General features: G+C 55.5%; 12 protein-coding genes. 8 read left to right on the top strand and 4 right to left on the bottom strand.

Annotated features, from left to right (window positions below; genetic code table 11):
* A partial coding sequence (gene glgA / locus K0F75_RS01465) for a glycogen synthase GlgA (RefSeq protein ID WP_374028585.1) occupies nt 1-1,253 on the bottom strand: 1,253 nt, incomplete at its 3' end.
* Nucleotides 1,254-1,697: 444 nt separating this feature from the next.
* Between glgA and K0F75_RS01460 the strand changes: the two genes are divergently transcribed.
* The 4 genes from K0F75_RS01460 (at nt 1,698) to K0F75_RS01445 (ending at nt 8,096) form a co-directional block, all read left to right on the top strand.
* The gene (locus tag K0F75_RS01460) at nt 1,698-2,240 is read left to right on the top strand and encodes an Hsp20/alpha crystallin family protein (protein ID WP_219059987.1); all 543 of its coding nucleotides are present in this window, start codon (nt 1,698-1,700) and stop codon (nt 2,238-2,240) included.
* A gap of 118 nt (nt 2,241-2,358) precedes the next feature.
* Nucleotides 2,359-3,318, top strand: a complete 960-nt coding sequence (locus tag K0F75_RS01455) for a universal stress protein (protein WP_219059986.1) — start codon at nt 2,359-2,361, stop codon at nt 3,316-3,318.
* A gap of 113 nt (nt 3,319-3,431) precedes the next feature.
* Complete coding sequence (mgtA, locus tag K0F75_RS01450) at nt 3,432-7,028, top strand: magnesium-translocating P-type ATPase (protein WP_219059985.1); 3,597 nt, start codon at nt 3,432-3,434, stop codon at nt 7,026-7,028.
* 159 nt (nt 7,029-7,187) lie between these two features.
* Nucleotides 7,188-8,096: a universal stress protein gene (locus tag K0F75_RS01445; RefSeq protein ID WP_219059984.1), complete on the top strand. Its 909-nt coding sequence runs from the start codon at nt 7,188-7,190 to the stop codon at nt 8,094-8,096.
* 19 nt (nt 8,097-8,115) lie between these two features.
* Here K0F75_RS01445 and fnr read toward each other — a convergent pair whose 3' ends face one another.
* A complete protein-coding gene (gene fnr / locus K0F75_RS01440; protein ID WP_219059983.1) occupies nt 8,116-8,859 on the bottom strand; it encodes a fumarate/nitrate reduction transcriptional regulator Fnr in 744 nt (247 codons plus the stop codon).
* A 548-nt stretch (nt 8,860-9,407) separates the two neighbouring features.
* On the opposite strand from fnr, the gene K0F75_RS01435 reads away from it, so the two are divergent.
* A complete protein-coding gene (locus tag K0F75_RS01435; RefSeq protein ID WP_219059982.1) occupies nt 9,408-10,319 on the top strand; it encodes a universal stress protein in 912 nt (303 codons plus the stop codon).
* Nucleotides 10,320-10,344: 25 nt separating this feature from the next.
* On the opposite strand, the gene K0F75_RS01430 is transcribed toward K0F75_RS01435, so the two are convergent.
* Together K0F75_RS01430 and K0F75_RS01425 are read right to left on the bottom strand one after the other, a co-directional pair.
* On the bottom strand, nt 10,345-11,541 hold the full coding sequence (locus K0F75_RS01430; RefSeq protein WP_257604222.1) for an MFS transporter: 1,197 nt from the start codon (nt 11,539-11,541) through the stop codon (nt 10,345-10,347).
* Between the two features lie 84 nt (nt 11,542-11,625).
* Nucleotides 11,626-12,171 carry a cytochrome b gene (locus K0F75_RS01425; protein WP_219059981.1) on the bottom strand — a complete coding sequence of 182 codons (546 nt, stop codon included), beginning with the start codon at nt 12,169-12,171 and terminating at the stop codon, nt 11,626-11,628.
* Nucleotides 12,172-12,390: 219 nt separating this feature from the next.
* On the opposite strand from K0F75_RS01425, the gene K0F75_RS01420 reads away from it, so the two are divergent.
* The 3 genes from K0F75_RS01420 to arsH all read left to right on the top strand — a co-directional run bounded on the left by K0F75_RS01420 (nt 12,391) and on the right by arsH (nt 14,607).
* The gene (locus K0F75_RS01420) at nt 12,391-12,747 is read left to right on the top strand and encodes a metalloregulator ArsR/SmtB family transcription factor (protein WP_219059980.1); all 357 of its coding nucleotides are present in this window, start codon (nt 12,391-12,393) and stop codon (nt 12,745-12,747) included.
* 77 nt (nt 12,748-12,824) lie between these two features.
* The gene (arsB, locus tag K0F75_RS01415; protein WP_219059979.1) at nt 12,825-13,898 is read left to right on the top strand and encodes an ACR3 family arsenite efflux transporter; all 1,074 of its coding nucleotides are present in this window, start codon (nt 12,825-12,827) and stop codon (nt 13,896-13,898) included.
* Nucleotides 13,891-14,607, top strand: a complete 717-nt coding sequence (gene arsH, locus K0F75_RS01410) for an arsenical resistance protein ArsH (RefSeq protein WP_219059978.1) — start codon at nt 13,891-13,893, stop codon at nt 14,605-14,607. Before arsB ends, arsH begins: the two co-directional genes overlap by 8 nt.
* The last annotated feature ends 28 nt before the right edge of the window (nt 14,608-14,635 follow it).

Below are 14,635 nucleotides of genomic sequence, written 5' to 3'. Positions count from 1 at the left end.
AAATCGCTGCCGGCAAACATGCGTCGGGCATCCGTTTCGTTGAACCCGATGCGCACGCCGATCTGGCCAGGGAAACGCAGGGCCAGTGCGCGCATGGCGTCCTCTTCCTCCGGTTCGCCGCGACCAATGATCGCAATTTGCCCGCCCTGATTGACGATATGCTCGGCAACACCGATGGTCAGGTCCAGGCCTTTCTGGAAGACCAGGCGCGATACCACGGCGAACAAAGGGCCCGTGGAAGGTTCAAGCTCGAACAGCTCGCGCACATGGTCGGCATTGATTTCCTTGCGCTGCCATTCGTTCGGGGCAAACCGGCAAATCAAGTGTTCATCGGTTTCCGAATCCCAGCTGGCGTCGATGCCATTGGGAATCCCGCTGAGCAGCCCTTGGCTGGCCTTGCTTTGCAGAAAGCCTTCCAGGCCACAGCCAAAGGCCGGCGTGGTGATTTCCTTGGCGTAAGTCGCACTCACGGTGGTGATGTGGCTGGCATACGCCATGCCTGCCTTGATGAATGAGAGCTTGCCGTAAAACTCCATGCCGTCCGCGCCCAGCGCTTGGTCAGGAATACCCAGTTCGCGGCTGGAACCGGTGCTGACCGTGCCTTGATACGCCAGGTTGTGGATGGTGAAGATGCTCGGTGTGGCCTGCCCCCGCCAGCGCATATACGCGGGTGCCAATCCGGCGGGCCAATCGTGGGCGTGCACCAGTTCCGGACACCATTGGGTTTTTACCGCGCCGGCGGCGAAGTCGGCGGCGGCCAGGCCGAGGCGGGCGAAGCGGATATGGTTGTCAGGCCAGTCACGGCCGTTGTTATCACCGTAAGGCGTGCCTTCACGTTCGTACAGCTCAGGGCAGATCAGCACGTAAATGACCAGACCGTCTTTCATGTCCATGCGCCCGATCTTGCACGGTGGCAGGGCGGCATGACCGCCCAGCTCGCTGATGACATGGATCGGGTTACCACTATTGAGCACTTGCGGGTAGCCGGGAATCAGCACGCGTACATCGTGCAGGTGGCGCATGGCTCGCGGCAGTGCGGCAGACACATCGCCCAAACCTCCGGTTTTCACCAGATCAGCCAACTCTGAGGTCACGAACAGAATTTTTCTTCTGTTGGTCAGGGTAATACTTGGCTGTGAAGTCGGCAGTTGTAGCCGTGGAACGCTAGTCGAAGCGAAGACCTGCGCAGGGATCGGCTCGCTGATTGGCGGGTTAAAACGTTCTCCCTTCTGGGGGGTGACTGCAACGCCCATAATCTTTTCCTTTCACGATCAAGTCGAGGGAGCATTCATTGTTATCTGTGTACCACTCACGGATAACTTCTTCATTGGCGTCATTCACCCTCGCGTGCCGCCAAAGGCAATACCCAACCCCCTGCTGCCATGAAAGGAGCACCCGATTACTGGCAGGTTTGCATGGGCCTGTTCTGTTGATGTTGATCTAGGTCAATGAGCGCCCGTTGCCCCGTTGCACCTGACAGTCGGGCGTGTAGCTGCACCGTCTTTGCTGTCGGGTCAGCATCGTGTCCCCGCATGGATGTCATCCAGGTCGTCCATAAGCGCCATCTTTGACTTCGATCAAGCGCCGTTGACGAGTAAGGGCAACAGTACTGATGTGGCGCGATTGAGCGCCGTTGTTCAGTGTCGAAAAATGTCTTTTCCTATCAGCGCAACAACCGTCAGAAGAGGATTTTTGTCATGGCTCATTCCCTTAAAAAAATGCCTGCCCAGGCCAATGAATCGAACCGGGACGTTGCGATCAATACGAATGCATTGCATCCGTTTGAACAGCTTCGTCGTCAATTCGATCACCTGTTCCAGAACTTCAATAATCTGCCTTCATTGCTGTCCTCGAGGCACAGTGGATTTGACCTCGATCCGCTCTTCTCGGGCGATTTCGTCGGGCTGCAATCGCCCGCTGTCGACATTGTTGAAAACGAAAAAGACTTTGAAGTCACCGCCGAAGTACCGGGCGTGGACGAAAAAAATCTGACCGTGAAAGTCGTCAACGGCAATTTGCAGATCAAAGGCGAAAAAAGAGACAACAAGGAAGACAAGTCCGGGAACTATCACCTGACCGAGCGCCGCTATGGGTATTTTGAACGGACCTTCAGCCTGCCCAAAGGGGTGGACGCGGATAAAATCCAGGCGCGCTTCAGCAAGGGTGTATTGACCGTCAATCTGCCGAAGAAACCTGAAGCGATGAAGCCTGAGAAAAACATCAATATTGAGCTGGACTGACGTTTTCGGCGCCGGTCCATGATCCGGCTGGCGGGCGATGCCTGTGCTTTTACGGCATTAAGTTTCGTTCCGCCGGTGATCCTCGACGTTAACAGGGCTCCGCCCATTGAGGTGTGAAATGGCACTGCGTCAACGGTTACTGTTGATTGCGCCTTGTAAAATGACTCACAGTCCGGCGTTTGAAAGAGCTGCTGCCTTGGCCGGGGCAATGGATGCATCACTCTCAATCGTCGCTTTTGCCTATTTCGAGACAATGGAGACGTTTAGTTTATTAGACACGCAGGGACGTGAAGCGGCCCGCGAGAGCCGTCTCAAACTGTTCCATAACTGGTTGGACATCGAAACGGCGCAACTAAGGCAGCAGGGGCTGGAGACGTCTTTCGAGATTATTTGGGCTCCGCGCTCGGCTATTGAGATATGCCGATACATCAGTGTTTCGAACGTCGATTTCGTGCTCAAGGATTTGTATGCCGAGTCAGCGGCCAGACCCTTGAGTCTTTCAGAACTGGATTGGCAGTTGTTGCGTGGAAGCCCCGCGCCGGTTCTTCTTGTGACGGATGCCCGGCACCCCCATCCTCGGAAAATTCTGGCAGCTGTCGATATCCTTCATGAAGATACTCATGTTCAACAGTTGAACGACTCGATCATTGAAACTGCCGGGCGTCTAGCGCGAGCATGCCACGCGTGTTTGCACCTGTTATCCGTGTATGACCGGTCGGTTCAGCCTTTAGCAGACATTGATGAACAACAGGCATCGACGCCCCCCAGTTACGAGGAAGAGGAAGCGCTGTTCAACGCGCTTGCCGACAAATACGCTATCGACGAGGAGCATCGGCATTTCATCGCGGGGGCGGCTGCGAATGTGATCAACGCCTATGTCGCGCGGTGCAACTACGACATCCTGGTCATGGGGACGGCGAACCATCGGCCCCTCGACATGTTATTAGGGCGTACGGCTGACATTGTCCTCGATCATCCGCCTTGTAACGTTCTTGTATTAAAGCCTTTTGCCGTGGGGCGACCGAACGACCAGGACGAGTCGGCAACAACGTCCACTGCGTTGTTGATGAAAAAGTAAGGGCTGCTAAATGAGGCCTCGCAGGCGTTGGCCTGACTTGATCTAAATCAAGCGACAGCGATGGCATTCACTGAAAATTCAGCCAGTTTTCCCAAACTGGCTGGGAGTTCCTTATGTCGTTCGAATCGCCGATCCCGGACGACCCGCTTCAACCTTCGCTCGACATCGGCCAGCGGGTGACCTCATCCCTGCTGTGGCTGTCCTGGCTGGCGGGCACTGCGATGCTCGCAGCTGTGATCGCTGTCGCCTTGCACCTGAGCGATGTCGAGGCATTTGGTGCGTTGTTGGAACGGGCAGAGCCCCCATGGCTGATTGCGGCCGTTGTGTTGCAGGCGCTGACTTATCTGGCCCAGGGGCAGGTCTTCCGTGGAGTGTTAAAAGCAGGGCACGCACAGCTGTCTCTGTGGGATTCAAGCAAAATCAGTCTGATGAAGTTGTTCGTCGATCAGGCGTTACCCTCTTCGGGCATCAGCGGGGCGTTTGCGGTCATTGCTTCCCTCATTAAAATGGGGGTTGCCCGGCCATTGGCGCTGGCTTGTCTGGTCCTCGATCTTTCCGCCTATTTTTTTGCCTATGTGCTGACTGTCGGGGTCGCACTGTTCATCGTCGTGCTGCAAGGACATGCCACGTCCTCGCTCATTGCGACCTGCCTGATATTCGTCACGGGGAGTCTGGCAGCCGCCATAGTTGCACCGCGCCTGGCTGGCCATTCGGAACTGCAACGGCGCTTCTCTGTGAAGCACCCTGCACTGATAGGTAAAGGACTGGCCTTGTTGACAGGGGCCGACACCCAACTGGTGCGCAACCGCGCCCTGTTGTGGCGTACCACGCTTTTAGAGTTGGTCATCATCCTGCTCGACTGTTTGACGCTGTGGGTGCTGGTGCGCTCGCTGGGGGTGTCCGCACAGCTGCCTGGGTTGTTCGCCGGGTTCATGCTGGCCAGCGTACTTCGCAGTATTGGAATTGTGCCGGGTGGGCTGGGGGCGTTCGAAGCGGCCGCAGTGGTCACTTTGCATTGGATTGGCATCGAGATTCCGGTTGCGCTGTCTGCCACTTTGTTGTTCCGCGGGCTGACTTTTTGGCTACCCATGTTGCCGGGCATGTGGCTGGCCCGTAGTGGCCTGGGAACCCCTTCGGTCAAGGGTGATGTGCCAGCCAGCGAGGTCTGGTGGCAGACGCCTGCTGAAGAGCTGATCCGCTCATTTGGAAGTTCTGTTGAAGGCCTGAGCAGTGAGCAGGCAAAAGCGCGTTTGCGACCTGCTGCGCCGATGGGCCGGAGTCGACCGCGTGGGCTGCTGCGGCTGACGATAGAGCAGATGCGTAGCCCGCTGGTGATCATTCTGATCGTGGGTGCTTTGGTGGCGCTGTTAGTCGGGGACTGGATCAACGCGGCCATTGTGTTGTTGATCGTGCTGATCAGCGCCTTGCTGAGTGCCTGGTATGAAAATCGCGCGAGCACGGCAGTCGAGCAGTTGCGTCGGAAAATCGCTACGCTGGCCGTCGTTCGTCGCGCAGGCAAAACTCTGGAAGTCCCCGCGTCTGAAGTTGTCCCTGGCGATATTTTTTTGCTCAGCGCGGGCAGTCTGATTGCCGCTGACGGTCGAGTGTTGGCTGCGCGCGATTGTTTCATCAGTCAGAGTCTGCTCACCGGCGAGACGTACCCTGTAGAAAAACTGCCGGGAGACGTTCCTGCGGAGGCGTCTCTGATTCAACGCAGCAACTGCGTATTCATGGGCACCTCCGTTCGCAGCGGAACCGCCGAGGTGCTTGCCACCCGCTATGGCGATGACAGCGAGTTCGGTCAGATTGCCAAATCGCTGTCGTTGCGGCCACCGGAAACCGAATTCGAACGCGGCCTGCGGCATTTTGGCGGACTGCTGCTGCGCGTCATGCTGGTCATCACCTTCCTTGTTTTCGGTATCAACATTTTGTTGCATCGACCGACTCTCGACACACTGCTATTTGCCATCGCCTTGTCCGTCGGTCTATCGCCAGAGCTGCTACCTGCCATCCTCAGCCTTACCTTGGCCAAAGGTGCGCAGCGTATGGCCGCCCGTGGCGTCATCGTGCGCCATCTCAGCGCTATAGAAAATCTGGGTGCGATGGACATTTTGTGTACTGACAAGACCGGAACCTTGACGCGCGGTGTGGTGGTGCTGAATGCCGCGGTGAATGTCGAGGGTGAAGAGGAGGTCAATGTTCTGCAATTGGCCCTGTTCAACGCGCATTTCCAGACGGGGATGAGTAATGCGATGGACGATGCCATCACAACCAAGGCCCAGGCCAGCGCTGTCGACGTCGGACACGTCAGCAAGCTCGATGAGATTCCATACGACTTCGGGCGCAAGCGTCTAAGTGTGGTGGTTGCCGATTGCCCGGAAGCCCCCATCCTGCTGGTCACCAAAGGTGCTGTCGAAAACGTCCTGGAGGTTTGCACTCATCTTGGTTGCGCTAACGGTACGCAGGTTCTGGATGAGACGGCGTTGGCGGCGATCCGTAAACGGTTTGCTGCGTGGAGCGAGCAAGGATTTCGCGTGCTTGGAATTGCCACTCGTTCGCTGCCTGCACAGACTCGATACAGCCGTAACGAGGAGGTGGGCCTGACCTTTCGTGGTTTTCTGTTGTTTTTCGATCCTCCCGAGCCGGGAGTAAAAGCCACGATGGCCGCGCTGGCAAAGCTGGGTGTTCAGGTCAAAATCATCAGTGGTGACAGCCATCTGGTCGCACGCTATGTCGCCTCTGCCGTGGGGCTCAATGTGCAACGGATCATCACCGGTTCTGAGTTGGCGCTGTTGAAAGACGAGGTGCTGATGCACCTGGCGCCGACGGTGACGCTATTTGCCGAGGTCGATCCCAATCAGAAAGAGCGAATTATTCGCGCCCTGCAGAAGACCGGTCATGTGGTAGGTTTTCTCGGTGACGGGATAAACGACGCACCTGCACTGCAGGCGGCCGACATAGGGATCTCGGTGCAGAACGCCGCTGATGTTGCAAAGCAGGCGGCTGATTTTGTTTTGCTTGAGCATGACCTGAATGTGTTGCGCGAAGGCATTGATGAAGGTCGCCACACGTTTGCCAATACCCTGAAGTACATCTCCATCGTGTCCAGTGCGAACTTCGGAAACATGATCAGCATGGCGCTGGCCTCATTGTTTCTGCCCTTTCTGCCTCTGCTGGCAAAGCAGATTTTGCTGAACAATTTTCTGTCTGACATTCCCGCGCTGGGCATCGCCAGCGATAACGTCGATCGAGAGTGGGAACAGACGCCTCATCGCTGGAACCTGGCGGAAGTCCGCAACTTCATGGTGGTATTCGGACTCGTCAGCTCAATCTTCGATATCTTCACCTTCGGCGCGTTGTATTGGCTGGTAGGCATTGCGCCAGACCTGTTTCGTAGCGGCTGGTTCGTCGAATCACTACTGACTCAGTTAATGACCATTTTCATCGTTCGCACGTACAAGCCGTTCTATAAAAGTCACCCGGGTCGAATGCTTCTGATCAGCGCATCCGTGATAGGGGTTCTGAGCGTTTTACTGCCCTACAGCCCTGCCGCTGTCTGGTTTGGACTTGTCCCTTTACCGCTGGGCCTGCTCGCCGTGTTGTTGTCCATCAGCCTGCTTTACATGGCCACTGCCGAATGGGTAAAACGGGGTTTCTATCGCAAGCGACCTATCAAACCAAGGCCACTTCGTCGCCGTGGCGACCCTTGAGGTTGTCCGTTTGTGGCGTGGGCAGAGGCGATTGTCGGCCGGCCAGTGCAGGTGGAGGGGTTCAACGTTTCGGGTCCTGATGACGACTTCTGATTTAAGTCAATGCCACTCATGTCATGTAGTTCAACATTGAACTCTGCCCGAATTGCGGAGAACGCTATGGCAAATTTCCAGCGTCTACTGTTGATAGCTTCCCCGCAAATGCGCCGTACTTCTGCATTTGAGCGCGCGGTGGCATTGGCGAAGGCCAGCAATGCCGTACTCCATATCGTTGCGTTTGATTATATGGAAACACTCGCAATCGTTGGGGTTTTCAACCAAGGAGCAATGGCGGAGCTGCGTGAGGGGTACTTGCAGATGCATCGCCACTGGTTAGAGCAAGAGGCCGAATATGAGAGAAAAAACGGGCTTGAGGTCACCACCCAATTGTTCTGGACACAGCATGTCATTGACGAAATTCGGCAATACGTCGACACCCAACAAGCGGAGATGGTGATAAAGGATGTTCACCAGGAATCAACGCTCAAGCGCGTTTTTTTTACACCGCTGGACTGGCAACTACTGCGTGATTGCCCTGTGCCTGTCCACATGGTGATCGATTCGGCAAGCCCGTTACCGCATAAAATCGTGGCGGCGGTTAATCTTTTTCGCTCTGCTGATGCAGACCTTCGGCTCAACGATATCATTATCGAAACGGCTTCCCGGTTGGCAGCACAGTGCGATGGCGTTCTACAGATGCTGTATGTCTACGATGGGTCCGCTGTCTATGCTTCAGGCTTTACGATCATGGGGGCGATGCCCATCGAAGCAGACTTTGTCGATGCGTTGGGTGATGCACACCTTGAAGCCTTTGTTGCGCTGGCGAAACGCTATGGTATTGCGAAGGAAAATGCCTATTACCTGGCAGGGACGCCGCTCCCGGCCATCAAAAAGTTCGCGGTCGATAACGCGGTTGATGTACTGGTGATGGGCACACGCCCTCATCACAATCTGGACTTGGTATTGGGCGACACCGCTGAGAATATTCTTCAACACGCCCCCTGCAGTGTTCTTGTGGTCAAAGCGTAGACAATGACGGCATTTATTCTCAATCAGCTCGGCGGCACCCTGACACCAGCGAATGTAAGGCTGCTAAATCAAGGATCTCTACGGCTCTGCCTGAGATACGTACAATCTCAAGCTCACGAAGGCGCGCAATAGCCCGGCAAACTGTTTCCAGGCGCAAGCCAAGATAAGACCCGATATCTTCCCGGGTCATTCTCAGAACGAACGCTTTGGATGAGTAACCGCGCGCGACCATTCGATGCGACAAATTCAGCAAAAAAGCGGCTAGACGCTCATCGGCATTCAGGTTACCCAATAACAGAAGCATTTCATGATCACGGACTATTTCTCGACTCAGCAGCCTGTGCAGGTTGTGTTGAAGCGAAGGCAACTCATGAGACAGCCGTTCCAGTTGCATGAAATGAATCGGGCACGCCTCACTGTCTTCCAGTGCAATTGCATTACACACGTGTCGATCATTGCTAATGGCGTCTATGCCCAGCATTTCTCCCGCCATTTGAAAGCCTGTCAGCTGTTCGCGGCCATCCTCCGAGATGACGGTCGTCTTGAAAAATCCATACCGGACGGCGTACAGCGAACGCAAAGGGTCTCCCGCATGATAGAGCGTCTCACCTTTTTTGATTTTGACCCGTTGCTGAATGAGGGTGGACAGAAGATCAACTTCTGAACTGTTCAGGCCTGCCGATAAACACAGCCCGCGCACACTGCACCCCGAACAGGCAGCCTTTAGTTGTTGCACAGGGCCAAGCATTACCGGAAGCGTCATGAGAGATCTCCTGTTGTTTTTTTAGCGTAGCCAATGGGCCCTCGTCATGACAGGGCGGCTGATCAGTTATAGATGAATGGCGGGCGAGGCGGGGAGGACTTTATTAGCATTTTTTGTTGTATGGAATTCCCGGTCAGGGAATAACTACAGCGCACACACATATTCAAATGAGTGGGCTGTTTACGGTTTTAAACTAAGGTGAATTGTTTTGCGGGTCTCCAACTAACAGTTCATTGGTAGTGTGCGTGAAAGTGTTAACTGGAAGTTACACCTTGGTGGGAATTGTCATGGGGTACGCACAGGTATGACGCCATTTTTTTAGCACCGTCTTTTTTTTGGGTCAGTGGTGAGTTATTCAATAATGGTTGCGATGGACGGGTTTTTATCGCGCGTTGATCTGACGCCTTTTGGTTCTGGCAGTGGCCCCTCTGATGTAGATCAATGTGTGGGCCGCTTGACCGTCAAGAATGTGAGAAACATAGGCCCTGTCGGGAGGAGGCTATCCATTCTCCCCAGCCGTTGACCCTTTCCGTAAATGGAGGTGTTACATGTCCGACTCTGAGCGTTTATTGCTGGTGGCTTCGCCTTTGATGCACCGAACCCCGGCTTTTGACCGAGCGGCAGCACTGGCTAAAGCTAAAGGCGTCCCATTGCATATCGTTGCTTTTGACTATGTTGAAGGCTTGGCAACGGCGGGACTGGTCAATGAGCAAGCGCTCACTGAAATGCGCGAGGGTTACCTGATGCGGCATCGTCAGTGGCTTGAAGAGCAAGCCGCCGCCCTGCGCAACCTCAGCATAGTGGTGACAACGGAAGTGATGTGGGTTCAGTGTCCACTTGAGGAGATCTTGCGCCACGTCAAAGAATTAAACCCCTCCATGCTGATCAAAGACCTTGAGCATGAATCCCTGCTTATGCGCACCTTGTTTACACCTCTGGACCTGCGTTTATTGAGGGAGTGTTCCTCCGCCTTGCACCTCGTTGCGAAAGTCCAGCATGCCACGCCGAGAAAAATTCTGGCGGCGGTAGATCCGTTTAAACCGGAAGAACAGTTCGAGCAGTTCAATGATCACATCATCCTGGCGGCCGAGAAGTTGGCGTCGCAGTGCAACGCTGAACTGCATCTACTGTATGCGTATGACCTTTCATATATGTATGCCTCGGAGGGCATGGGCTCGACAATATTTTCAGCGGGCATGGGCGAGGCGGTGTATGAGGCTGAAGGAAAAGCATTTACTGAACTGGCTGATCGATACCGGGTGCCGCCAGAGTGCCGTCACTTCATCATGGGTGTTCCGGCGAAAGTCATTACTGCTTATGCCGAAGAAGAGAATATCGATGTTGTCGTGCTGGGCACGGTGCACCGCAGAGGGTTGAACAAACTGTTGGGCAGCACCGCAGAGCAAGTGGTTTATCACATGCACAGCAGTCTGTTGGCGATCAAACCGTCATCGTTTTAATAGCGGCATGGAGGGAGCGCTGTGGTTACTTCAGGTGATCGTCACGTTGGCGCCGCGTTAACAGAAGTATGAAAGCGACTGCAGAAAAAGCAGCACCTGCATAGAAAGTCATTGCTGACCCATAGGTTTGCCACAGCAGGCCTGCAAGCACGCTTGCCAGGAGCATGGAGACTCCACTCACCAGGTTGAAAACCCCAAAGGCGGTTCCCTTCAGCCCTGCCGGTGTCGTGTCAGCCACAAGAGCGGCCAGCAGTCCCTGACTGAATCCCATATGCAGTCCCCACAATGTGACGCCGAGCATCAGCATTGTGATGGACTCTGCGTTGGCCAGCACCAGATCGGACACGATAAGCAATATCAAACCCACGCCGAGAAGCGCTTTGCGGCTGACACGGTCAGAGAGTTTCCCCACGGGGTAGGCAGAGAGGGTGTAGAACAAAGCCATCACCACCATCACGATGGGCACCCAGGTCGCGGAGAGTCCTGCTTGCTGGCCGCGCAAGACCAGAAACGCCTCGCTAAAGCGCGCCAGGGTGAACAGCGCTCCCACAATCACCACCCACCAATAAGCTGGCGAAAAACTGTAGAGCAGCTGTAGACGTATCGGCGAACGAAAGTGCTGAGCTCTCTGCTCGCGCTCGGGCTCATCGACGCCAACAAAAATCAGGCTGACGGCCACCAGCGCGGGTATCACGGCAATCCATAAGACCAGAGGAATGTTTTCACTGAATATGTACATCAGGCCGATGGCCACTGCGGGTCCGAGAAAGGCCCCTACGGTGTCCATGGATTGACGCAAGCCAAAGCACGCTCCGCGGATCTCCGGTGGTGATACGTCGGCGACCAGAGCATCGCGTGGCGCTCCGCGGATCCCTTTGCCAATCCGGTCCAGAAAGCGTGCGGTAAATACCATTTCTGCGGAATGAGCCAGCGGGAAGAGGGGCTTGGTGAGTGCAGCAAGGCCGTAGCCCAGCAGCAAGAGGCTCTTGCGTTTACCGAAATAGTCGCTGATCGCGCCGGAAAAAACTTTCACAATCAGGGCCGTAGCTTCCGCAATGCCCTCGATCAAACCTAGCGTGATCATGCTGACGCCGAGCGTGCCGACCAAAAATACCGGCAGCAGCGCATGAACCATTTCTGACGACAAGTCCATGAACAGACTGACGAAACCCAGTGCCCAGACCGTGCGTGGAATGCTGCGCGTGATTACCGTCTCGGACATAGGTCAGGTTCCAGGTGGGCCAGCCGATTCTCCGCAGCGCTGATCGTGCATGTCGCTCGACAGGCTGCGGGTACCGGGTAGAGCTTACCGCCCAGGCAACATGCGGGTCAGGGTATTGTCGCGGCTTATGTAATGGTGAAACAGGCCGGCCGCTGCGTGCAGGCCTATCAGCCAGTAGCCGGTTGTCCCGGCCAGCTCGTGCCATTCTTTAATTGATTTAGCCAGCACCTCATTCTTGTCGATCAGGGGCGGCAGTTCAATTCCGAAGAAGGGAATGGATTTACCGGCCGCACTCAGTACCAGCCAACCGGCGAGCGGCGCGCCTATCATCAGCGCGTAGAGGGCGAGATGCATCAGCTTGGCGGGGATTGCCTGCCACTGCGGAAGGGCGGGTACGACGGTGGGTGTCGGTGCAATCAAACGGGCCAGAAGACGTAGCCACACCAGCGCGAAGATTGCCAGACCCAGCATGAAGTGCCATTGCTTGAGCAACTCGCGAAAGTCGCTGCCTTTGGGGAAGTTCCCTTTTAGTTCGATACAGGCGTAGACGCCAATGATCAAGATCAGCATCAGCCAATGCAGCCCGATGGAGAGAATGCCATAACGTTGTTCTGTGTTTTTCCAGCCCATAACAATGTCCTTGTTGTCCGCGTTACTTGGTAAGTGGCGATTATTCTGAGGCACCAAGCTTAAACCAAACTGAACGCAGTGCGTGTTTAACGCAAGGGATCACGCTGCCAAATCCGAGGGATTGGGCGAAAAAATTCACCGTCCAGCGCTGTTTCTGCTTTACCATAATATATGGAAAATCATATATTCGAAAAACCATATGTGAGCCGAAGCCCTGTCATGACCGATCCTCTGACACCCACCACTGTTTTTAAATGCCTGGCTGACGATAACCGGGTGCGCATGATGCTGCTGGTCGCCCGCGAGGGTGAACTCTGCGTCTGCGAACTGACCTGCGCGCTCAATGAGAGCCAGCCCAAGGTCTCCCGGCACTTGGCCCAACTGCGCAATTGCGGACTGCTGGCGGATCGTCGGCAAGGTCAATGGGTGTATTACCGCCTGCACCCGAACCTGCCTGATTGGGTGCGCGGCGTTCTGACCACCGTACTGGAGGCCAACAAACACTGGTTGAGCCCTGACGCGAAACGCCTTGATGAAATGGGCGACCGCCCGACGCGCGCCGCAGCCTGCTGCTGATCCATCCACGTTGAGCGCCGAACAGCTCAAGGCTGAGCTAGCCCTGATCGGTACGCTTTAACAGTAGGAGATATGTCATGAGTAAAAGCCGCCTTTCCTTTCTGGACCGATACCTGACCCTGTGGATTTTCTTGGCCATGGCGTTCGGCATCGGGCTGGGAAGCCTGTTCGAAGGCTGGCCGCAGTGGCTCAACAGTCTCTCGGTGGGCAGCACCAACATCCCGATCGCCATCGGTTTGATCGTGATGATGTATCCGCCCCTGGCCAAAGTTCGTTATGAAGAACTGCCAGAAGTCTTCAAAGACAAGCGCATCCTTGCTTTGTCCCTGATCCAGAACTGGGTTGTCGGACCGATATTGATGTTCGCTTTGGCCATTGTCTTCCTGAGCGACAAGCCGGAATACATGACCGGATTGATCCTCATCGGCCTAGCACGTTGCATCGCCATGGTGCTGGTCTGGAATCAGATCGCAGGAGGCAACAACCAATATGTCGCCGGATTAGTGGCCTTCAACAGCATCTTCCAGATTCTGTTTTTCAGTCTGTATGCCTGGGTGTTTCTTGGCCTCCTGCCGCCACTGTTCGGGTTACAAGGCAGCGTGATCGAGACCAGCTTCATCAGCATCGCCGAGTCGGTTCTGATCTATCTGGGCGTGCCATTCCTGGCCGGTTTCCTGACCCGCAGGATGCTGATCGCACGCAAGGGAGAGGCTTGGTATCAAGAGCGCTTCATTCCGAAGATCAGCCCGCTGACCCTGGTGGCATTGCTATTGACCATCATCGCCATGTTCAGCCTCAAGGGCGACAAGGTGTTGCAATTGCCGCTGGACGTGCTGCGCATCGCGATCCCGCTGACGATCTACTTTGTCGTGATGTTTTTTCTCAGTTTCTGCATGGGCAATCTGCTCAAGGCGGATTATCCACGTACCACGGCTCTGGCTTTTACCGCTGCGAGCAATAACTTCGAGCTCGCGATTGCGGTGGCCATCGCTACCTTTGGCCTGGCGTCTCCGGTCGCTTTTGCCACGGTGATTGGCCCGCTCGTGGAAGTGCCGGTGCTGATTTCTTTAGTGGGTGTAGCGCTGTGGCTTAAACGCCGCTGGTTCGATGAATCCAGGAGCGCAGCTGCGCAGGACAACGACTATGTATGACGACCACATCCCCCAGCTTGACGCCGACCTGATTGAATTACCTTCGGCAGACAAACTGGGGATCGAGCTGAAGTCCACCCATAAACCACGCATCCTGCTGCTGTATGGATCGACGCGTGAGCGCTCCTTCAGCCGCTTGCTGGTAGAGGAAGCGGCTCGCCTGCTGCAACGCATGGGCGCCGAAACACGGGTCTTCAATCCATCAGGCTTGCCATTACCCGATGACGTGGCCGACGACCACCCGCAGGTTCAACAGCTGCGCGAGCTGATGCTGTGGTCGGAAGGGCAAGTCTGGTGCTCACCCGAGCGTCACGGCTCAATGAGCGCCGTATTCAAGGCACAGATCGACTGGGTGCCGTTGGCCATGGGCGCAGTCCGCCCGACCCAGGGTAAAACCCTGGCGGTCATGCAGGTGTGTGGTGGTTCGCAGTCATTCAACGTGGTCAATCAACTGCGTGTACTTGGGCGCTGGATGCGGATGTTCACCATCCCTAATCAATCGTCTGTACCGAAAGCCTATCTGGAGTTCGACGAGAACGGGCGCATGAAACCCTCTCCCTTCTATGACCGTGTCGTCGACGTGATGGAGGAGCTGGTGAAGTTCACGCTGCTGCTGCGCGACCGCCAGGACTATCTGGTTGATCGCTATTCCGAGCGCAAGGAGTCGGCGGAGGCACTCATGGACCGGGTTAATCAGCGTTCTATCTGAGGACAGTTTCACCGCGTGATAACCAATA

Origin of the sequence: Pseudomonas sp. UMAB-08, assembly GCF_900095225.1 — a bacterium.
Taxonomy (GTDB): domain Bacteria; phylum Pseudomonadota; class Gammaproteobacteria; order Pseudomonadales; family Pseudomonadaceae; genus Aquipseudomonas.
This window is presented reverse-complemented; position numbering and strand designations above follow the sequence as displayed.

Coding starts and splice junctions, on each gene's coding strand:
- K0F75_RS01425 (WP_219059981.1), bottom strand. CDS start 12,171: ATGGGCTGGAAAAACACAGAACAACGTTATGGCATTCTCTCCATCGGG.
- K0F75_RS01420 (WP_219059980.1), top strand. CDS start 12,391: ATGACCGATCCTCTGACACCCACCACTGTTTTTAAATGCCTGGCTGAC.
- K0F75_RS01435 (WP_219059982.1), top strand. CDS start 9,408: ATGTCCGACTCTGAGCGTTTATTGCTGGTGGCTTCGCCTTTGATGCAC.
- arsB (WP_219059979.1), top strand. CDS start 12,825: ATGAGTAAAAGCCGCCTTTCCTTTCTGGACCGATACCTGACCCTGTGG.
- K0F75_RS01455 (WP_219059986.1), top strand. CDS start 2,359: ATGGCACTGCGTCAACGGTTACTGTTGATTGCGCCTTGTAAAATGACT.
- K0F75_RS01430 (WP_257604222.1), bottom strand. CDS start 11,541: ATGTCCGAGACGGTAATCACGCGCAGCATTCCACGCACGGTCTGGGCA.
- K0F75_RS01445 (WP_219059984.1), top strand. CDS start 7,188: ATGGCAAATTTCCAGCGTCTACTGTTGATAGCTTCCCCGCAAATGCGC.
- fnr (WP_219059983.1), bottom strand. CDS start 8,859: ATGACGCTTCCGGTAATGCTTGGCCCTGTGCAACAACTAAAGGCTGCC.
- arsH (WP_219059978.1), top strand. CDS start 13,891: ATGTATGACGACCACATCCCCCAGCTTGACGCCGACCTGATTGAATTA.
- mgtA (WP_219059985.1), top strand. CDS start 3,432: ATGTCGTTCGAATCGCCGATCCCGGACGACCCGCTTCAACCTTCGCTC.
- K0F75_RS01460 (WP_219059987.1), top strand. CDS start 1,698: ATGGCTCATTCCCTTAAAAAAATGCCTGCCCAGGCCAATGAATCGAAC.